This is a genomic window from Plantactinospora sp. WMMC1484 (assembly GCF_049315195.1).
In the GTDB taxonomy this organism is placed as follows: domain Bacteria; phylum Actinomycetota; class Actinomycetes; order Mycobacteriales; family Micromonosporaceae; genus Plantactinospora.
This window is the reverse complement of record NZ_CP186055.1, coordinates 7103571-7122464: the sequence shown is the minus strand read 5'-3', so window position 1 is coordinate 7122464 and position 18894 is coordinate 7103571. Positions and strand designations below refer to the sequence as shown.

The 18894-nt window shown below is 67.8% G+C and carries 18 protein-coding genes; 8 read left to right on the top strand and 10 right to left on the bottom strand.

All coding sequences use genetic code 11. The features are described from left to right. Positions 1–9: 9 nt before the first annotated feature. Positions 10–1380: an Nramp family divalent metal transporter gene (locus ACN28C_RS30650; RefSeq protein WP_422770963.1), complete on the bottom strand. Its 1371-nt coding sequence runs from the start codon at positions 1378–1380 to the stop codon at positions 10–12. Positions 1381–2037: 657 nt separating this feature from the next. On the opposite strand from ACN28C_RS30650, the gene ACN28C_RS30645 reads away from it, so the two are divergent. Next, the gene (locus ACN28C_RS30645; protein WP_422770962.1) at positions 2038–3537 is read left to right on the top strand and encodes a DUF6119 family protein; all 1500 of its coding nucleotides are present in this window, start codon (positions 2038–2040) and stop codon (positions 3535–3537) included. 69 nt (positions 3538–3606) lie between these two features. On the opposite strand, the gene ACN28C_RS30640 is transcribed toward ACN28C_RS30645, so the two are convergent. From ACN28C_RS30640 to ACN28C_RS30625, 4 genes are all read right to left on the bottom strand, one after another. Further along, positions 3607–4038, bottom strand: a complete 432-nt coding sequence (locus ACN28C_RS30640; protein WP_422770961.1) for a hypothetical protein — start codon at positions 4036–4038, stop codon at positions 3607–3609. Next, complete coding sequence (locus ACN28C_RS30635) at positions 3992–4690, bottom strand: hypothetical protein (RefSeq protein ID WP_422770960.1); 699 nt, start codon at positions 4688–4690, stop codon at positions 3992–3994. Before ACN28C_RS30635 ends, ACN28C_RS30640 begins: the two co-directional genes overlap by 47 nt. Further along, a complete protein-coding gene (locus ACN28C_RS30630; protein WP_422770959.1) occupies positions 4687–4947 on the bottom strand; it encodes a hypothetical protein in 261 nt (86 codons plus the stop codon). Before ACN28C_RS30630 ends, ACN28C_RS30635 begins: the two co-directional genes overlap by 4 nt. A gap of 289 nt (positions 4948–5236) precedes the next feature. Beyond that, entirely contained in the window at positions 5237–5464 is a 228-nt protein-coding gene (locus tag ACN28C_RS30625) for a winged helix-turn-helix domain-containing protein (RefSeq protein ID WP_422770958.1), read from the bottom strand. A gap of 315 nt (positions 5465–5779) precedes the next feature. On the opposite strand from ACN28C_RS30625, the gene ACN28C_RS30620 reads away from it, so the two are divergent. Together ACN28C_RS30620 and ACN28C_RS30615 are read left to right on the top strand one after the other, a co-directional pair. After that, positions 5780–6103, top strand: a complete 324-nt coding sequence (locus ACN28C_RS30620) for a DivIVA domain-containing protein (protein WP_422770957.1) — start codon at positions 5780–5782, stop codon at positions 6101–6103. Beyond that, on the top strand, positions 6103–8325 hold the full coding sequence (locus tag ACN28C_RS30615; RefSeq protein ID WP_422770956.1) for a hypothetical protein: 2223 nt from the start codon (positions 6103–6105) through the stop codon (positions 8323–8325). Before ACN28C_RS30620 ends, ACN28C_RS30615 begins: the two co-directional genes overlap by 1 nt. 118 nt (positions 8326–8443) lie before the next feature. Here the strand turns inward: ACN28C_RS30615 and ACN28C_RS30610 are convergent, their stop codons facing one another. Both ACN28C_RS30610 and ACN28C_RS30605 read right to left on the bottom strand, forming a co-directional pair. Beyond that, on the bottom strand, positions 8444–9424 hold the full coding sequence (locus ACN28C_RS30610; protein ID WP_422774873.1) for an alpha/beta hydrolase family protein: 981 nt from the start codon (positions 9422–9424) through the stop codon (positions 8444–8446). A gap of 237 nt (positions 9425–9661) precedes the next feature. Beyond that, a complete protein-coding gene (locus ACN28C_RS30605) occupies positions 9662–10621 on the bottom strand; it encodes an SDR family NAD(P)-dependent oxidoreductase (protein WP_422770955.1) in 960 nt (319 codons plus the stop codon). Positions 10622–10743: 122 nt separating this feature from the next. On the opposite strand from ACN28C_RS30605, the gene ACN28C_RS30600 reads away from it, so the two are divergent. Continuing rightward, positions 10744–11682 carry a cupin domain-containing protein gene (locus tag ACN28C_RS30600; RefSeq protein ID WP_422770954.1) on the top strand — a complete coding sequence of 313 codons (939 nt, stop codon included), beginning with the start codon at positions 10744–10746 and terminating at the stop codon, positions 11680–11682. Here ACN28C_RS30600 and ACN28C_RS30595 read toward each other — a convergent pair. The 3 genes from ACN28C_RS30595 to ACN28C_RS30585 all read right to left on the bottom strand — a co-directional run bounded on the left by ACN28C_RS30595 (position 11675) and on the right by ACN28C_RS30585 (position 14495). Then, positions 11675–12754, bottom strand: coding sequence for a hypothetical protein (locus ACN28C_RS30595; RefSeq protein WP_422770953.1), 1080 nt, complete (start codon positions 12752–12754; stop codon positions 11675–11677). The genes ACN28C_RS30600 and ACN28C_RS30595 overlap by 8 nt on opposite strands. An 84-nt stretch (positions 12755–12838) precedes the next feature. Continuing rightward, positions 12839–13243, bottom strand: coding sequence for a hypothetical protein (locus tag ACN28C_RS30590; protein ID WP_422770952.1), 405 nt, complete (start codon positions 13241–13243; stop codon positions 12839–12841). Positions 13244–13307: 64 nt separating this feature from the next. After that, complete coding sequence (locus ACN28C_RS30585) at positions 13308–14495, bottom strand: hypothetical protein (RefSeq protein ID WP_422770951.1); 1188 nt, start codon at positions 14493–14495, stop codon at positions 13308–13310. Positions 14496–14687: 192 nt separating this feature from the next. On the opposite strand from ACN28C_RS30585, the gene ACN28C_RS30580 reads away from it, so the two are divergent. The 4 genes from ACN28C_RS30580 to ACN28C_RS30565 all read left to right on the top strand — a co-directional run bounded on the left by ACN28C_RS30580 (position 14688) and on the right by ACN28C_RS30565 (position 18891). Next, positions 14688–15275: a hypothetical protein gene (locus tag ACN28C_RS30580; RefSeq protein ID WP_422770950.1), complete on the top strand. Its 588-nt coding sequence runs from the start codon at positions 14688–14690 to the stop codon at positions 15273–15275. Between the two features lie 164 nt (positions 15276–15439). Next, positions 15440–16861: a non-reducing end alpha-L-arabinofuranosidase family hydrolase gene (locus tag ACN28C_RS30575; RefSeq protein ID WP_422770949.1), complete on the top strand. Its 1422-nt coding sequence runs from the start codon at positions 15440–15442 to the stop codon at positions 16859–16861. A 96-nt stretch (positions 16862–16957) separates the two neighbouring features. Next, positions 16958–17821 carry a S1C family serine protease gene (locus ACN28C_RS30570; RefSeq protein WP_422770948.1) on the top strand — a complete coding sequence of 288 codons (864 nt, stop codon included), beginning with the start codon at positions 16958–16960 and terminating at the stop codon, positions 17819–17821. 47 nt (positions 17822–17868) lie between these two features. Then, positions 17869–18891: an AAA family ATPase gene (locus ACN28C_RS30565; protein ID WP_422770947.1), complete on the top strand. Its 1023-nt coding sequence runs from the start codon at positions 17869–17871 to the stop codon at positions 18889–18891. The last annotated feature ends 3 nt before the right edge of the window (positions 18892–18894 follow it).

Genomic DNA, 18894 nt, shown 5'->3' with positions numbered 1-18894 from the left:
CTGCGTTCACTACGAGCCGAACACCTGCTGCCACACGTAGTACGCCGCGAAGCCGGCGAAGAAGACGATCGCGATCACCACGAGCGTGCTCGCCGCCCAGCCCGCCCGCACGGCGGACGGCAGCGTGCGCCGGTTGAGCCAGAGGACGAGCGCCGCGACCAGCGGGATGTGCACGGCTTCGATGGATCCGGCCAGGGTGAGCAGGCCCACGGGGTCACCGAAGAAGACGAACACCGCGAACGGCAGCACCGCGAGCCACCCGACGACGGCGACCCGACCGATGACCGCAGGGCTGGCCAAGGGTGCCTCCGCGAGCCGCGACGGCAGCGCCTTCCGGATGCCGTCGGTGTACAGCCGCTTCCAGCCGTCGATGTTGGTGAGCGTGGCCGTCCAGAAGGCCGAAATCAGACCCACCACCATCAGCCAGAACCCGGCACTGCCGAACACCTCGCTGAAGAGCCTCGTCAGGTCGTGGGCAACGTCGGCCTCCGCCGGCACGATGCCCTCCGGACGCAACAACTCCGCACCGAGGATGAGGAATGCGATGGTGATGATCCCGACACCCACCACCGCGAACGTCGAGTCGAGGGTCATGGTCCGCAGCCACTGCCGTACCCGGGCCACCTGGCCGGCGTCCAGGCCGTGCGGGTCGAGGCGGCCCGGATCGTCAAGCGCGCCGACGCCCACGCCCTTTGCCGCGACCCAGTACGAATACCACATGAGCCCGGCGGCGCCGTTGGAGAGGAAACCCAGCCAGGGCAGGATGTCGGCGACCACGAGGTCCTCCGGCACCGTGGGCAGCACCCCGGACGCGGCCTCGCCGAGGTCGGGACCGACGAGTATGGCGGCGACCACGACGCCGATCGCCAGCAGCAGCCCGATGACCCGGGACACCCACTCCACCCCGGTGTAGTGACCGAAGAGCACCAGGCCGGCCGCGGCCCCGATGACCACCCCGGTCCAGAGCTCGATCGGCCCGGGGACGGCCAGCGTGAAAGCGCTGCCGGCGGCGCTCGCGATGCCGGCGATCGCCGCGACGCCGACCACCAGTTGTGGCACCAGGATCACCCACAGGGCCCAGCCGCGCGGGCCCGGCAGGTCGGCCATGCCGCTGAGCAGCCGCCGACCGGTCACCACGCTGTAGCGCCCGATCTCCCGGGTGACGAAGAGCTTCAGCGCCAGCGCCGCGATCAGCGCCCACATCAGCGCGTAGCCGTACTGGGCACCGACCCGGGGGGTGAAGAGCAGTTCGCCGGTGGCCAGGGCGGCGAGCGCCCAGAGCACGCCTGGTCCGATGTAGCCGAGTTTGGCGCGCCCGGACGGCGGCTCCGGCACCGCCACCACGCCGCTGTCACGATCACTGACCGATGTCTCCGCCATCACCCGTACCCTTCGATTGCCGTCCCGGCTGGACATTGCTCCTGCCGTCCCATACCCACCCGGGCCGGCGCCTACCAGGTCGGCCAGCCGAGGCCCGACGGTCGTCGTGCCGGAATGTGGGCCGCAGGAGGCGATCGGGCCACCGCCATCGGATGATCTGCGCCGCGAGGCCACCGTCGAGGTTGGAGCTATTCGCCGCAACGCCTTGGTCCGACCCGGCATGGCCGGGGAAGACCAGGGCGTTCTATCCCGTTCAGTGGTCGTTCGTGGCGTTCATAAGCGAAAGTCGATGCGGTTGACGGGTATGGAGGACCGGTGGGAGCGGACTCTGTGATGGCTCCTCGGAGCTGATTTGCTGACCGTGATGAGTCTGTTCAAGAACATGGCCTTCGGGTTCCCATTGGCGGCGCTGCAATAAGCGCCTCTGTCCGCGAATCGGGCGGTTGTCCGTGCGATACGGGCCTATCGGCCCATCACCAGTTGTCCATTCGGTGGCGTTTGGTCCGCCCTTGGATGAACGATCAAGCTGCTTCGTGTGCATGCTGTGCCCTGAGAGAGTCTTGTCGACCCCCGAGGGCGGTGGCTAATTTTTGCTCAGGGTAGTTGCCGGATACGCAATGTGATCTTCGCGAAGATCTGAACCGGGAGTTGCCAGGCATGAAGCTCAATATCTTCCTAGTGCCATCGACGGATGTTACCGATCTTGAGTCGAAGTTTGAGACCGTGGGTCTCCGTAAAATCCATGAGAGTGAGCAAGGTGGTTGGCGGGCTCGCTTCTACTTCTCGGCGAACGAAGAACCGAACCCCATCCCGTGGGTTGAAACCTACGCGGACTTTTTCCAAGGGCGGAAACCCGCCAATCTCATTTACTTTGCGGCCTACACTTTCCGAAAAGATGAGCTACTGTTTGTTGTCACTTATGGCAAGAGCCATTTCTACGTCCGGCCGTTCTGTGACCACGATTTTGGCATCGAAATGGCCAAGAGAATCGGTAATGAGAGCGACATCAAGCAGACTGCTTCAAAAAAGTTTGCTGGTAAGAAGAAGAAGGAGATTAAGAGTTATACGAAAAATACTCCCTTGAATATTGAAAGCGGCGAGTCGGTGGACTATCTCAGGGCTGCCATCGAGGCCGAGATGCAAGATACATTCGGCAAAGTAGGAAAGTTTGGTTCGTCGATGTTAATTGGTGCGCCTGTCGCTCGACATCAAATCGGTAGCGTGCTTGATGTTGTCGGTGCCCAAATGCAACAAGAACCCCGCTTTAAACTGCCTCGCACGACCGTGATTACAGATAACGAACAGTTGTGTCTCTATAATGGGAAGTTGGTGGACGCAATACTTGCCGGCGACGATTCTCCTGAATTTGCCTACGACGCCCATGAGGTTGTCGGTGTCGAGTTCGTATTCGCCGGGGATGAGCGATACACGCTTTCGTATCGAGGTGGGAGCAAGAGAGACCTCGGGGAAGACGGTCTCGATCTCGCGGCCCTACGGTCCTATATTGCTGACGGGCAAATTGGGCGAGACGAGATTCTCAACATTCGAGTTCGGATAGACAACGAGGGGCAAAAGTCATACTCTAAACGCCTTGGCGAAGCCCTGGAGTTCGTGGTCGATGGAGAGAACGTCATGCTATCGCATGGCCGATGGGTACGTTTCAACGAGGACTACGTCGATCAACTTAATGCGTCTCTCGACGGCATCGAGGTCGAGGACACCGAGCCCGAACTTCGGATCATCGACATGGAGGAAGGTGCGTTCAACGATTGGGAGGTCGTACAGAGGCTTGGTTATGTGGGAGCAGATAAGGATTTTTCCAAAATTAAAGTAGCAATGTCGACGCCTATCGAGGCGTGGGATCTATACAAGGGTGGCACGGCATACGCCGTCAAGTTCGGCACGACTCAAAAGCTGGGCTATGCGTGCGACCAGGCCAACAATGTCTTGGAGATTATCCGCAACAACGCCAACACCAAGAGATTGAATCAAAAATTCACGAGCTACTGCCTCTGGTTTGGATTCAAGCTGAAGAGGGTCCCCAATAGTATATCCGATACGAACTCGATCATTTTGAAGCAGAAAATTGATGCGTGGGCGCGGCGATGCAGAGATTTAGGTGTCGAGCCGAGACTAAAGTTCTCCCAACGGTCATAGGAACCCGCTGGACGGGTGCCGGTAAGCCCTCATCCTTTCCAAGGAAGTATCCGCCATGCTCGCCGACTTCTACATGTGCTCGGCTGCTGTCTCCTCGACTTCTCGGACGAACTGGTCAAGCTGGTCCTGGGTCGGGTTCTCGTCCTGAAGGATCGTGCCGACGACCACGATCTGGGCTGGGAGATAATTATCTGGGCTGATCTCGTCCATGAGGTCAACCTCGCCAAGTGCAGCTCGGATGAGTCCTTCCATCGCCAGTGGGGGTAGTTTCTTCCCACTTTCGTAGCGAGACCGCGTCTCTGCTACGAAAGCTGCGATGTCACGTGGGTCCTGACCACGACGGAAACGACGATGTACGGCTAACACGAACGCGGCGCCAATAATTTGAGTGGCGCCGGCCCACTCCTTCTGGCGAAGCGTCTCCAGAAGGCTGTCAACGGCCTCCCAGTCCTGCTTAGTCAGTGCCTGAATCAGTTCGGTCAGTTCCGTCTGAGCGTTCACGATCTCGCCGCCTTGCTATCTGGTTGCGGAGGACTTCGTTTGTCTTGTGGATGGCGACCGCCGTCACTATCCCCAACACAACGAAGTGCCCAACGGTTTCGGGGATGTCTATCTTCGGTCGAGGGTTCGGGGTTACGGTGGGCGTCGTCGTTCCGGCTGACTGAGAGCCGGAGGCACCTGCCGGATCACGAAGCACCTTGACGCCCATCTCACCCAGCTCCGTGAGGTTCTTCGCGGTGTCCTGGGCATTCTCGGTGTTCTTGGCTGCTCTCCTGAGGAAGCTTCCTACGCTTGCCCGTGCGTCTGCCCGGCGTTCCGTGTCTGCGAGTAGCTGCGCCCCTGAAGGCATCCCGTCCACAGCGGAGCCTTCGCCCCGCGTTGCACCCGGGGCAATTTGTTCGAGGTAAGCGGTCACGTGATCTCGCGTCTTGCTCAGCAAGCGGGCGATCCGGGCAGCCTTGTCGCTAGCGATCTTGATGTCGGCCACGGCCTGCTGAAGTCTGGATCTGCTGGTTCCCTTCGCGGCTTCGACATACAGGCCCTGGCTGTGCTCGGCGTCTGCTTTGGCGCGCATGGCGATGACTGCGGTCGCTGCGAGGCGTTGGCGCGCTTCCAGTAGTTGGGCCACAACCGCCGGCATGTCCTCGGTCATCCGAGGGCATTGAGGTAGGCATCGGCATGCTCGACAGCGGCATCTATGCGCCGCAGCGCCCGCGTGATCTCGCCATCCATCGTTCCCAGGATCTTCAGAGCGTGCTCTACATCGTCGTTCTGGCTGTCATGGACGGTGAGTTGTACAAGCCGTAGGCTGCTCGCCGTCTCGAGGCCGGCCTGCTCCAGGGTGCTCTTGGCCTGGGCTGCGGCTTCGCTGCCACGACGGATCGTTCGCTTGACCTCGTCGATGTTCACCGCGTCGCCTCTAGCAGCCCAGCATGCTCGGATGGCCGTGCTCGCTGGTCGCCCTGCTCTGGAGAAGGGTGTCGGCTGCTTGCGCGTGTGAGCCTGGCTCTTCGGTGCTGGCCATGCGGTCCTCCCCGGATGCCTGGCTCCAGCGGGCGGAAGCAGACGGACTTGAAAGCGCTGTTACCCCCGCGTGGTCGTCAGAACACTATCCGAAAGGCCCTGGGCCGCGCAGCCCCGCGCAGCCGCGTCGCATGTGGCATCTCCAGGGCACGTGCCCCGGTAGGGCAAGCGCGGATCAGGCTGAGCCAGGTTCGGACCCGACGTAGACGCCGCGTCCCTGCTGGCCGTAGACGAGACGTTCCGCCTTGAGTTGGATCATGACAAACCGGATCACGGTCTCGCTCACGTCGTAGCGATCCATGAGCTGTCGAGTCGTGGGCAGACGGTCGCCCGGTTTCAGGACGCCACTCCGGATCTGCTCCGCGATGTCGTTCGCGATCTGCTGGTACAGCGGCGTGGCCATGGTCGCTCCCTCGGTCGGCAGCGTCAACACACCACACGCACGAAGGAACTTGTGTTACGGGGTACTCTTACGTTACCTCGTAACGTAAGTTGGTTCCGGAGTTGCTCGGTCGGCGCTGAGTTACTTCACCCGGCCGGGGCGGCCAGCTTGTACAGGTTGTCCGTCCCGGCTTCTGAGTCACGCCCTGCTGCCGTACGTGCTGCTTGTTGGCTGCGGCGGCAGGGCGGGGTGGCCCCGGCCCGTGACGGGCGAGCCGGCGTTCCGGGCCAGGGTCACCCGTCCACGTCCTGTGCTCCGAGAGACTGGTGAGAGGTTATGCGCGCTCAGCTCCGATGCTTGTTCCGGCGGAAGCGGCAGCTGCTACGGCGGCTCGGCTCGGCGTACCCGGACCGGTCGGCGTCGCGCCGGCCGCTGCTGCCGTCGCAGGTGCGGCTGCGCCGGTTCACCCCGGTCGGCTCCGCCCGGCGCGGAGTCGATCCCGACGAGGTGACCGAGTTCCTGGAGCAGGTCGCCGCCGACCTGGCCAGGGCGTACGCCGAATTGGCCGGGGTCCGGGAGCAGAACGCCCGGATCAAGGACGCGTTGCGGCGCTGGCGGTCCCGCCAGGCACCGGCGGCGCACGAGCTGGCGCGGCGCTGATGGCCGGCCCGCCGGTGGTGCAGTGCCGATCCTGTGACGGCCTCTCCTTCACCCTCGACCCGTGCCGCTGCACCTACGGCGGCAACCGCCTCCTGGTCGACGACAGCATCAACGACAGCGAGGCGAACCGGCGCACCGCGGGGGAGGCGTACCAGGACTGCCTGGAGTGTCACGGGGTCGGCACGGTCGGCCGGCCCTGCCACCCCTGCCGGCAGACCGGCCGGCGCCGCGCCCAACTCGTGCTCACGATGGCGAACCTGGACACCGGGGCGGTGGCCTCGGCGAACGTCGTACCCGGGGTGGTGGAGCCGGCGCCGTGGCCCGGCGACGGCGGCGGGAACTGGTATCTGCCGTTCGCCCCGGTGCTCCGCGACCTGGCCGCCGCCGTCGGTGTCGGCGTCGACTCGTGGGCGGATGTCCGCCAGCCCGGTGATCCGGACGGGCCGCTCGTGCTCCTGCCCCGCGCCTGGCGGCCGGAGCACTCGGCGGCGGTCCGGGAGGTGCTGGAGGCCGAGGCGATCGCCGGGGAGAGCAACGAGGCGTGGCGGCTCTATCTCGGCCGGGCGGCGGTCCCGCCGCCCCGGGAGGCGGCGGCCGAGCTGGGCCGGCTGTGCCGGTTGGCCGACCTGCTCTGCCTCGACCTGGTGGTCGAGGCCCGCCGCCTGGTCGCCACGGACGGGCTGACCTGGGCGATCCGGTTCGAGGTGCCGGGCGGGCCGGTGCCGGCCGAGGCCCGGGGCTACGCCGACGACCTGGCCGCCGCGATCACCACCACGACCGTGCTCGACGCCTGCTACGGCCTGGAGGAGCGCGGCCTGACCGCCCCCGCCCACCAGTTGACCATCGGGGCGCCGCCGCCCGCCCCACCCCCGCCCGACCTGGACCAGCTCGAACGGCGGATCCTCGCCGACTGTCTCGATCTTGTCACCGGCGAGGCGACCGCCGGGGCGCAGGCGATCTGGCGGGACGGCCGCTGGTGGCACACCAGCCTGCGTACCGCCGGGACCACGGAAACCCTCACCGAGTGGTCGACCGGGCAGATCTACAGCCGGCGCTCGTCGACGTTGCGCCGGGGATGGCAGCCGCCGGCACCGTCGTGGCAGGGCTCGCCCATCGGGTACGCCGACTGCCCCGACTGCGACCCGCACAGTCTGCTGAAACGCTGCGACTGTCGACTCGGCACCGATCGGGTCGACGCCGACTGCCCGAAGTGTGCCGGCTCCGGCCGCAGCCCGTCACTGCTGCACTGCTACACCTGCCGGGGCAGCCGCCGGCTCCAGTGTGCGGCGGCGACCGTCACGATCACCGACCTGGGCGGCCGGGTCGTGCACCTCACCTGGCAGCGCGACGCCTCCGGCTGGCGTACCGGCGAATTCGCCTTGCACGACGACGCCCCCGCCGGCCGGCAGACCGGTCGCGCCGATCCGGGAGCCGGGCCGGCCGGGCCGGCGGGGGAGGAGACCTGGCGGACCGGCCAACAGTTGCCGGCGCCGCACGTGGCAACCCACCCCGGCGGCAAACCACTGCACCAACTCCCCGACCACTTCCGGCTCGCCGGCTGGGCCGACCACTTCGGCGTACGCCCGGAAGACCTCGTCGAACTCGACGGCGGCGGCACCCTCGACCACAATCTCCGCAAGGGCACCGTGACCCTGGACTGGCCCGACGCCGACCCGCTGACCGAATATCTGTGCGGGGCCGCCCGGGGCCGACCCGGCGGCCGGCTCTTCGTGCTGGCCCGTCGGCCCGACGTGCCACCCCTGGCCGACCTGGTCCGGCTCGTCCTCGGGCTGCGCCTGACGGTGACGATCACCCTCGTCGACCACGTCCGCAATGCCGGCGACCTCCGGCTCATCCAGGGCGAGAGCTGGGACGTCACCATCAGCGTCCCCGGCCGACTCCCCGCCCCGGCCGACCCGCCCACCCGGTCCACCCCGGAGGCCGCGACCGCGTACTGCCTCGAATATCTCGAACTCGCCATCGCCGGCAACGTCCCCGACAACCCCGACCAGCCGATCCCGGTGCCGCAGACCCCGACCCCGATCGTCGTCGACGACCCCGTACCCCTGCTCCGCCGGCTCGCCCGCCACCACCCCGGCCAGTCCGTCGCCGTCCACTACGACGGCGTCACCTGCCACGTCTGGCTCCGCGAGCGGGACGACGTACGCCAGATCGCCGCCGCGCCCACCCTGTCCGTCGCCATCGGCGCCCTCGGCCTCTGAGCTGACCAGCTCCGCCGCGACGGCGCCCGAGAGAAAGCCGGCGTCATCGACACCTGCCCGCGACGGCTCCTGCCTGACCGCCTTGACCTCGTCAGATAGCTTCATCCGACCACCGGGCTTACCTGGAGTCGACCCGTCCGATCGCGTTTGCTCCGGTCGTCAGCGCGTCACGCGCCTGCTGCCAGGCGGGATCCCGGCGGTCGAACGCGGTGCGCAGGTAGGCCGATGTCAGCCGCCCGACCGCGGCGACCCGCTGCGGGTTCTCGTCGGTGGTCAGGACGGAGTCGTATCCGCAGATTCCGCCGAGTTGGTGCTCGCCGTCGAACACGGTGAGCAGCGACTTGGGACCCGGGGAGAGGAAGTACGCGTCCATCCGCCAGCTCGCGCCCAGGTCGGTGAAGGTGGTGGAGAGGTCCCTGTCGCCCGCGACGACGAGTGCTGGCGTCCGCATCGTGGAGAAGTCTGGAGCGTTCAGGGCGGGGTAGCGCTCGGCAACCTGGTCGTGCAGCGCATCGCCGCCGCGGCCGGGCCCGGCGATCACCACACCCGCTCTGATCCGGCGGTCGGCGAGGCTCACCTTCCGGCCGCCCCGCGATGGATCGTCGAACTGCATGCCCAGCAGCAGGGCGGCCGTGTGCCCGCCCAGCGAGTGGCCCACGGCGGCGACCCTGTCCCGGTCCAGGCGCCCGGCAAGCTGCGGCACGGCCTTCTCGATCAGGTCGAGCTGGTCCAGGATGCGTGACATGTCCTCGGCCCGCGCCCGCGCGTACAGGGGTGCATCTGGGTCATCGGCATCACGCAGGCCGAGCGTCATCGCATCCAGGAAGGTGGGCTGGATCACCACGAAGCCGTGCGACGAGAAGTAGTCGACGATCGGGCCGTAGCCGAGGTACGAGTTGAGGAAGTTCACCTGACCGTGGCCGTGGGCGAAGAGGATGATCGGCAGGTTGCGTCCGGTCACCGGCGCGCAGACCCGTACCTCCAGAGGCGCGGCGCGGCCGGGCGCTGACAGCGTTACCGGGCTGACCGAGATGATCCGACCGGGCTCGCCGGAACGACCGGCACCGACTCGATCGGCGCCTGCCGTTGCCTCGGCCACACCGGTCCCGATCGCGGTGACGGCACCGACCGTGACCAGACCCATCCCGGCCGTCAGCACCTTACGCCGCGACATCCCGGCCGACCCGCCGGCGACGTCAGTCGGATGACTCGATTCACTCATGATGGCGTCCTTCCACAGGTTTCGCTGCCGGGCTCTCCGGCCGGCAGGGGTTTGGCGGGGGGAGAACGTGCCGCGTCAACTCCGCTTGAAGGGAGCGTCGTTGTCGCGAGTCGGTCAGGCGCGCACGCTGGTCAGCGAGAGGCTGTCGTCCCACAGGTCGTCCGCGCGCACGGTGTCGTAGGACTCGTCCGACGAGCGGGTGGCCGTGCGCCCGTCGAAGTACTGACCTGTGGTGCCGGCCAGTTCCGGCGCGGTCGCGAGCCATGCGAGCGCACTGCCCGACTCCGGTGCGGAGTGGATGTTCGGCGTCACCGCCCGGCGCAGTAGCCACGTGAGGTGGGGCAGGACGTGCCGGGAGACGAACCGCACCGGGGCGGGCAGTGAGCGTCCCAGACTCGTGCCAAGGACCATGCCGGGGTTGAAGGCGTTGGCGGTGACGCCGTCGGGCAGGCGGCGGGCCAGGGCGTAGCTGAAGTAGATGTTGGCCAGCTTGGAGGTGCTGTAGCGGCGCTGACCGGCGATGAATGCGTTGTCGCCGGCGGCCGACGGCGCGAGGGTGCCGCGGGCCAGGGCTTCGGCGTTGTTCCAGGCGGGGGCCGGGCCGAGCTTCAGGGCCGGGTCGTGGGTGTCGCTGGCGACCACGACAACGCGTGCGGGCGCCTGCAGCACCGGCAGCAGCTCGTTGACCAGCACGAAGTGGCCCAGGTGGTTGATCCCGAACGCGGATTCGAAGCCGTCGGCGGTCCGGGTCAGCTGGGTCCCCGTCTGTACGCCGGCGTTGCAGACCAGGGCGTGCAGCCGGGGGATATCGCCGGACTCCACGCGGGCGGTCAGCCCGCTGGTGAACGCCCGGACCGAGGCGAGCGAGGACAGATCCATCGTCATCGCCTCGACCGTGTTGCCCGCTGCGGCGCCGGCGGTCAGCGCCTCGACGGCGACCTGGCCCCGTCCCGCGTCCCGGACCGGCAGCACCACGTGCCACGACCCGTTCTCCGACCTCAGGATCGCGGTGGCGGCTGCGAAGCCGATGCCGCTGTTTCCGCCGGTGATGACAATGGTCCGGGATCCGTCCATGGGCTGATGTGACAATCGAACCAACTCCTCGGTCTGCCGACGCGGCGTGGGTTCCAGTCTGCGCAACCGTGGCTGGACGCTGAATACTTTTCCGTCCGCATTTTTTGCGCGAGAGTGTCAGCATGCGCAATGACCAGCTGTCCGAGGTGTTCGACCTCGTCGAGGTCCGAGGTGTCGTGGCCGGCGGGTTCGCGGCGCGTGGCCCGTGGCTGGCGCGGTCGCCCTGCGTGGACTCGCTGAAGCTCATCGCCATGGTGTCCGGCCACGGCCGGCTGCTCACCGACGGCATCGGCGAGCCGATCGACCTCGCGCCGGGCGACGTCGCCATCCTCAGCAACCGGTCGTGGCTGCAGCACGAGGGCGGCACCGGCACCGGACCACGCCGGCGGATCGGGCCCGAGGAGAACTTCACCGGCTTCACCGAGGCCGACCGCAGCACCGACGACATCGTTATCGGCACCGCCGTGGACATCAACCCGGCCGGCCGCGAGCTGCTGCTGCGGACAATGCCGCCGGTGGGACACGTCCGGGCGTCGGCCGCGTCCAGCATGCGTGGCCTCCTGGACCAGCTCTTCGACGAGGTCGCCGGCAACCGCATTGGCTCCGCGTTCGCCATCCGGCAATACGCCCAGCTCCTCGTGCTCTCAGCGCTCCGCGCCTACCTCGACCAGGCCGAGATACCGCCCGGATGGCTCCGGGTGCTGACCGACGAACGGCTGCGCCCCGCCCTCGAACTCATGCACTCCGAGCCCGGAAAGCCGTGGGGCCTGGAGGATCTGGCGTGCGCCGCCGCGATGTCACGCTCCTCCTTCGCCCGGCATTTCCGGACGGTGGCCGGCGTCCCGCCGCTGACCTACCTCAGCCGCTACCGGATGCTTCTCGCCCAGCGCGCCCTGCGCGGCGCCGACGTGCGTCTCGGTTCCCTCGCGGTCGAGCTGGGCTATGGCTCCGAGGCCGCATTCAGCACCGCGTTCAAACGAGAGATCGGAGAATCGCCTCTGCGCTATCGGCGCCGCGCACGCGACGAACGCCCCGTCCGCACGGCGCAGCCGGCTAACTGATTGACGGCGTCAGGCCGCGCTGGATGTCCGTGGGGGTGGCGCCGTAGAGGTCGGGTCGGTTCACCCCGAGCTGGCCGACCACCTTGCGCGCGGCGGCGACGTCCTGCTGCAGCCGGGTTAGGGCGTCCGCCACCTTGGTCTCGTCCTCGACGAACTTCTCGTTCTGCTTGGTCAGCGCCCGCTGTACCGCCACCGCGACGTCCTGGGCGGTGGTGCCACCGAGCTCGACGGGCGCGTCGTCGCCGCCGACCTCCAACCCCTGTGCCAGGGTGCTGGTCGAGATGATCACCGCACCGATCCAGGCGGCGATGCCGCCCGTGGCGGCGATGAGGGTGCCGGCGGCGATGCCGACCAGGGTGCTCCACGCGTAGCTCTTGGCGGACTTGCCGCCCGCGCCGAGATCTCCCAGCGCGGCGATCGCCTTGTCCAGCAGGTCGAGGATGGCCTTCCGCTGAGCGATCTTGCTGATCTTGTTGGCCTCCAGCAGCTCCTTGGAGATCCGGGCCGCCGCGGCCTGACATGCCTGCCCGTTCTCCAACGGTGCGACGAAGGTGCTGATGAAGGTCTGCTGGAACGAGCCTTCCCAGTGATTCTCCATCTGGTCGCGGACGGTCTGCAGCCCGGTGAGCCCGAGATCACGGTTGCCCAGCTTCCCGGACTCGGTCGCGGCCCCACCGAACATCTCGGCGATCTTCCCGAGGTTGTCGATCGCGGAGTTGGCCTCGTCGGGGTCCGGCGTCAGATAACCCTCGAAGGTGGGGACGACCCAGGCGTAGTGTTCGTGTTCGATCGCGTGCTGCCACTCCCGGATCTCCGCCTCGGTGATCAGCCGTTCGCTGTTCGGCAGGCCGGGGCCTTCGCTGATGATGACGGAGAAGCCCCCGGAGGTGACGGTCAACGCCGGCCTGTCCGGATTGGCCTTGTTGTATTCCTCCAGGAGCGCGTCGAGGTAGGAGTTCATGTCCTGCAGGGTCTGCCGGACGAACTCCTGACGCAGCTTCTCCGCCTTCTGGGTCAGGGCTGGTACGAAATTCGCGTTCGTGTACTCGGCTGGCGTATCGGCGTTACCCACAAGTCTTCGGCCCCTCCGTGAACAACCGTTTCCATTGCCGCCTGGTCGTGCGCCGGTCGGCCCGGAATCGGCCGCGTCTGTCGATCAGGAGGTGCCGGGTGGTCCCTCGACCTGGATCGGCGTGCCCGGATCGTCCTCGGATCCCGGTGCCGGCGGTGCGACGGCGGGATCGGTGGAGTTCCGATATGGGTCCGCGAGGATGCTCTGCAACTCGCCGGCCGCCTGCGCGTCGGACGCCTCGTACGCCAGTCGTGCCTGCCGGACCGCCGCCGCACCGTCCATCACCACGCCGCCGATCTCGGCGTACATGTCCTGCAACTCGTCCCGCAGGGTGTTCCACATGGTCAGGGCGAAGGTCAGCCCGGCGGCACCGCTCGCCCCGGCGACCAGACGATTCGAGTCGTAGTAGACGTCCGCGACGCGCGGCAGCAGGGCCTCGGACACCCGCCACAACGCGTACAGGTCACCACCGGTGACATCTTCCGGCACCACCATCACCCCCGTCGATGATCAGCCAAACTCTACGGCAACAACGCTACGAGCGGCGTCTCGTTCATGCTCTGCGGCGGCGTGACACCATCACCACTGTGACCACGAGGGCCACGACGATCGCCAGCGCGATCGCCAGCAGCCACCACTGTCGCCACCACCCGCCGTCGGCAATCGAGTCCCCACCCGACGGTCCGGGGAGATCCAGCCGGTAGACCTTGTGGAGCCGAGGGTCCGCCACGTAGCCGACCTCATCGTCCATCATGGTCAGTGCGCCCACGAACGACGGATCGGTGAACAGAGTCTGCACCCTGCCGTCCGGATAGAACCGGTACAGGCCCTCGTCGCTCGACAGGTACACGGCGTTGCCGGTGGCGGCCAGGTGCAGGTTGCCACGCCAGGCGCCGTCCGGTATCGAGGCGCCCTGGGAGTCGGAGTAGGACCATCGGCCCTCGCCGTCCCGAACCACCGCTCGCATCCGCGTGCCCGACAGGCCGTACAGCAGGGTGCTCGCCACCCACCGGTCTCCCCCCGGGCCGGTCGCCGTCGAGATCGGTGCGTAGGGGAAGGTGAACGAACCCGCCTCACCACCCGCCACCAGCCCGACGTCGCCACTGCCGATGAGGGTGTCGATGAGGCCGTCAGCCCCGATCCGGCGTACCCGATAGTTCCGCAGGTCGCCGAAGATCAGGGCACCGTCGCTCCCGACGTCGATGCCGCTGACGTCGCGAAGCTGGGCCTCGACCGCCGGTCCTCCGTCACCGGCGAACCCTGCTCCGTTACCGCCCGCCACCAGGGTGACGTCACCGCCCTTGGAGAGCGAGAGAATGCGGGAGTTTCCGCTGTCACCGATGTAGACGGTCCCGGTCGCCCCGACCCCCAGGCTGGCCGGATAGCGCAGCACGACCTCGGACCCGGGAACTGCGCCGCCGGCCCGCACACGTGTCTCCGGTGCTTCCTGCTCCGATCGGCCCCGGCCCGCGACGGTGCTGATCACGCCGTCGGTGGATATCGCCCGGACGACCCAGTTCTCCGTGTCCGCCACGTACACGACCCCGTCCGGGCCGACCGCTACCCCGCCAGGCTTGTTCAGCGCCGCCGCGACCGCGGCACTGCCATCGCCGGAATAGCCCGCGTCGCCGCTGCCGGCGTAGAGCGTCGCCGTTGCGGTGTCGGCCAGGGCCGGCGCGGGCGCGCTGACCATCGCCACCGCGACGAGCGCCACAGCGAGTCCGCGGACAGATCGTTGCATGGACTAGTCTTAACACAGGCCCGCACCGAGGGGCGTCCCGCTCGGTCCGCCGCGGAGGCCGGGTTCAGACCGTGACGCGCCGCCAGCCGGGCGCATCGTGCGCGGGGCGCATTCGGGAGCTTCGGAGACGCGCCGGCCCACATGCCGCCGGGAGGGCAGCCTGCGGCGGTGTGACCAGCGAAACGGGGAGACGTGACCGATTCAGGCCTTGAACGCAGACCAGAACTCTCCGCGTCGTCGCCCGACGGTGCGATCTGGGCGGTGACCACCGACGGCACGGACCTGCGGATCAGCTTCAGCTACGCGGCCTTCGGGCGCTACACCGACGTGGACCTCGCGCACCAGCTCGGCCGTCTCGGCCAGGCGATGTGGATCGCCTTCCAGCGGTCCCAGGAGGAGCTCCACGAGCGACGGTTGGCATCCTTCCGCGTCGTTCCCCGCCCGAGCGGCCCGCCCGAACCGACTCCGGGACAGGCCGCATACACGGAGGCGCTCCACGAGGTGGTCGCGGCCGGCACGTCGCCGGATGGATCCATCGTCGTCCGCACCACCGGCGCCCTCTACTGGACGGTGGAGTTCCCGGACGGCACCCTGGCCAGGTTGGGCGAGGCAGCCTTCGTGTCCCAGCTCACCGCGGCCGTGCAGGCGATGCTGGCCGACCGGGAGAAGAAGATCGCCGCCCTGAAGGCGGAGTTCCTCGACCTGGGCGTGCCGAGACGCTGGACCGAACTCCTGGACCAGCTGCGCAGACAGAACCGTACGAGAGACGACCGTCGCTGAGTCGCCGCGCCGCGTACCGGTTCTGGCCCGGGGATCGATCTCTGCGAATTGAAGGTTGAGAGACTGGGAGCGCTCCCGTACCATTCCCGACACGGGTTATGTTAGCGCTCACCCACTCGGCGACCATCGATGCGCAAGCCGTCACCCACCGGGAGTGGTGCTTCATGATGAAAATCAGAACCGTCAATGTCGGCCTGGCGTCGGCCGGTGTCGCGTTGCTGGCGTCGGCGGCGGTCGTCGTGGCGTTGCCGGCTGGCGCGGCGGCCGCGGGCTGCTCGGTGAACTATGCCGTCGCGTCACAGTGGCAGGGCGGATTCGGGGCCAACGTGACGATCACGAACCTGGGTGATCCGTTGAACGGTTGGACGTTGACGTGGTCGTTCGGCGCCGGGCAGACGGTGACGCAGGCATGGAACACGTCGCTGACGCAGAGCGGCTCGGCGGTGACCGCGAGGAATGTGAGCTACAACGGATCGATTCCGACCAACGGGACGACGTCGTTCGGCTTCAACGGATCGTGGACGGGCAGCAACCCGGTGCCGACGAGTTTCGCCCTGAACGGTGTGGCCTGCACCGGCAGCACCACACCGACGACCGCGCCGACCACCACGCCGCCGACCACCGGGCCCACGACAGGGCCGACGACGCCGCCCCCGACGACGCCGCCCCCGACCGGCACGTGTGATCTTCCGTCGTCGTATCGTTGGTCGTCGACGGGTGTGTTGGCGCAGCCGAGGTCGGGGTGGGTGTCGTTGAAGGATTTCACCCATGCTCCCTACAACGGTCGGCAGTTGGTGTACGCGACGACGCACGACACGGGTACGTCGTGGGGTTCGATGAACTTCGGTCTGTTCACGAACTGGTCGGAGATGGGGTCGGCGAGTCAGAACGCGATGCCGTTCTCCGCTGTCGCGCCGTCGTTGTTCTACTTCGCGCCGCGTAACGTGTGGGTGTTGGCCTACCAGTGGGGCGGGCCGGCGTTTTCGTACCGGACCTCGACCGATCCGGCCAACGTGAACAGTTGGTCGGCGCACCAGACGCTGTTCACCGGGAGTATCTCCAACTCCAGCACGGGGCCGATCGATCAGGCGCTGATCGGTGACAGTACGAACATGTACCTTTTCTTCGCCGGGGACAACGGTCGGATCTACCGGGCGAGCATGCCGATCGGGAACTTCCCGGGTAGTTTCGGCTCGGCCTACACGACGATCATGACCGATTCGACGAACAACCTGTTCGAGGGGGTGCAGGTCTACCGGTTGCAGGGGCAGAACCGGTACCTGATGCTGGTCGAGGCGATCGGTTCGCAGGGCCGGTACTTCCGTTCGTTCACCGCGACCAGTCTGGGTGGTACGTGGACGCCGCAGGCCACGTCGGAGAGCAACCCGTTCGCCGGTAGGGCCAACAGTGGTGCGACCTGGACCAACGACATCAGTCACGGTGAGTTGATCCGCAGCAGTGCCGACCAGACCATGACCGTCGATCCCTGTAACCTGCGACTGCTCTACCAGGGGCGTTCCCCGAACTCCGGCGGCGACTACGGCCTCCTGCCCTACCGCCCCGGACTGCTGACCCTGCAACGCTAGGGCGTAGTCCACCTGGCGGCCGGGTCAGCAGGCACCCCGAGTCATTTCGCGAAAACGCCCCTACAGTCGAAGGATGCGGAGTCTGGCGGTTTCGCGGTGACGGCGGCGCCCGGTGGCGGAGCGGACGCCGAGCAGCCGACCCCGGCCGTCGAGAAGCCGGCCGGCCGGTGGCCGGCCGAACGCCTGCGCCGGAACGTATTCGTCGGTGCGGTGCTGGCCTGGGCCGTGGCGATCACGGCACTGCTCTTCCTCCGCACCGGCGACCAGCGGGAGGTGCCGGGCGCCGCCGTGCCGTCGGCATCGCCGTCGGCCTCGGAGGGGCCGCTGAGCGTGGCAGAGGTCTACCGCACGCTGCTCCCCTCGGTGGTGTTGATCCAGGCGACGACGGGCGGGAACTCCGCCGGAGGCGCCGGTAGCACGACCGAGTCGGCGACCGGCACCGGCGTCATCGTCAACGCGGACGGCACCATCCTGACCGCGGCGCACGTCGTCGACGGCGGCGGCACGATCACGGTGACGTACGCCGACGGCACCGAAACGGCGGCCGTGGTCGCCGGCGCCGACGCCGCACAGGACATCGCGGCCCTGACCCCGGCGAGGCTGCCGGAGACGGTCGTGCCGGCGGTCCTCGGCGGTGGCGCGGCGGTCGGTGACGACGTGGTGGCGATCGGCAACCCGCTCGGGCTGACCGCGAGCACCACCAGCGGGGTCGTCTCCGGCCTGGACCGGGTCGCCCGGGGGGAGGCGGCGCAGATATCCGGCCTCATCCAGTTCGACGCGGCGGTCAACCCGGGCAGCTCGGGCGGCCCTCTCGTGAACGACCAGGGTCAGGTGGTCGGCGTCGTCGTGGCGCTCGCCAACCCCACCGACGCCGGCACCTTCATCGGCATCGGCTTCGCCGTCCCGATCGGGACGGCGCTCGGCGCCGGCCAGGGCGACGGGCAGGTGCCACCGCTGTGACATACCCGACCACCCCCCAATCCGAGCACAGGACCGAGGACGGATCGATGAACATGCCGGCAAGTGGCGCCGGGAAGTGGGCCGAGGCGGGGAGCGTACCGGCCTCCGCCGGCCCGATCGAAAAGGTGCTCTACGAGGTCAAGAAGACCATCGTGGGTCAGGACCAGCTCCTCGAACGACTCATCGTGGCGCTCCTCGCCAGGGGTCACATCCTCGTCGAGGGCGTACCCGGGCTGGCCAAGACGCTCGCGGTGAAGTCGCTGGCCGAGGCGATCGGTGGAGAGTTCCACCGGGTGCAGTTCACGCCCGACCTGGTGCCCGCCGACATCCTCGGTACCCGGGTCTACCACCAGCCGACCGGCGAGTTCCAGGTCTCGCTCGGGCCGGTCTTCACCAACCTGCTCCTCGCCGACGAGATCAACCGGGCGCCGGCCAAGGTGCAGAGCGCGCTGCTGGAGGTGATGCAGGAGCGGCAGGTGACGATCGGCCGGGAGAGCCGTCCGGTGCCGAACCCGTTCCTGGTGATGGCCACGCAGAACCCGATCGAGTCCGAGGGGGTCTATCCGCTGCCGGAGGCGCAGGTCGACCGCTTCATGATGAAGGTGGTCGTCGACTACCCGAGCGTGACCGAGGAGTTCGTCGTCGTCGAGCGGGCGCTCGCCCCGGCCGCCGCGATCGGGCGCATCATCGACCCGCCGACCCTCGCCGGGCTCCAGCAGGAGACCGACCGCGTCTACGTCGACCCGTCGCTCATCGAGTACGCGGTCCAACTCGCCCACGCCAGCCGCGATCCCGGCCGGGTCGGCCTGACCGACCTGGCCCGCTACGTGACCTTCGGCGCCAGCCCGCGTTCCTCGATCAGCCTGGTACTCGCCGCCCGCGCCCTCGCCTACGTCCGGGGCCGGGAGTACGCCGTACCCGAGGATCTCACCGACCTCGCCCTGGACGTGCTGCGGCACCGGCTCGTCCTCTCCTACGAGGCCCTCTCCGACGAGGTGACCGCCGATCTGATCCTGTCGAAGATCCTGGCGAACGTGGCGGTGCCTGAGCCCGCCGGTCGCGGTCGCTGACCG

What these genes read in the sequence shown, in the direction of transcription:
- ACN28C_RS30650 (WP_422770963.1), bottom strand. Translation starts at nt 1,380, where the DNA reads ATGGCGGAGACATCGGTCAGTGATCGTGACAGCGGCGTGGTGGCGGTG.
- ACN28C_RS30625 (WP_422770958.1), bottom strand. Translation starts at nt 5,464, where the DNA reads ATGGCCACGCCGCTGTACCAGCAGATCGCGAACGACATCGCGGAGCAG.
- ACN28C_RS30620 (WP_422770957.1), top strand. Translation starts at nt 5,780, where the DNA reads ATGCGCGCTCAGCTCCGATGCTTGTTCCGGCGGAAGCGGCAGCTGCTA.
- ACN28C_RS30605 (WP_422770955.1), bottom strand. Translation starts at nt 10,621, where the DNA reads ATGGACGGATCCCGGACCATTGTCATCACCGGCGGAAACAGCGGCATC.
- ACN28C_RS30645 (WP_422770962.1), top strand. Translation starts at nt 2,038, where the DNA reads ATGAAGCTCAATATCTTCCTAGTGCCATCGACGGATGTTACCGATCTT.
- ACN28C_RS30635 (WP_422770960.1), bottom strand. Translation starts at nt 4,690, where the DNA reads ATGACCGAGGACATGCCGGCGGTTGTGGCCCAACTACTGGAAGCGCGC.
- ACN28C_RS30585 (WP_422770951.1), bottom strand. Translation starts at nt 14,495, where the DNA reads ATGCAACGATCTGTCCGCGGACTCGCTGTGGCGCTCGTCGCGGTGGCG.
- ACN28C_RS30615 (WP_422770956.1), top strand. Translation starts at nt 6,103, where the DNA reads ATGGCCGGCCCGCCGGTGGTGCAGTGCCGATCCTGTGACGGCCTCTCC.
- ACN28C_RS30600 (WP_422770954.1), top strand. Translation starts at nt 10,744, where the DNA reads ATGCGCAATGACCAGCTGTCCGAGGTGTTCGACCTCGTCGAGGTCCGA.
- ACN28C_RS30575 (WP_422770949.1), top strand. Translation starts at nt 15,440, where the DNA reads ATGATGAAAATCAGAACCGTCAATGTCGGCCTGGCGTCGGCCGGTGTC.
- ACN28C_RS30565 (WP_422770947.1), top strand. Translation starts at nt 17,869, where the DNA reads ATGAACATGCCGGCAAGTGGCGCCGGGAAGTGGGCCGAGGCGGGGAGC.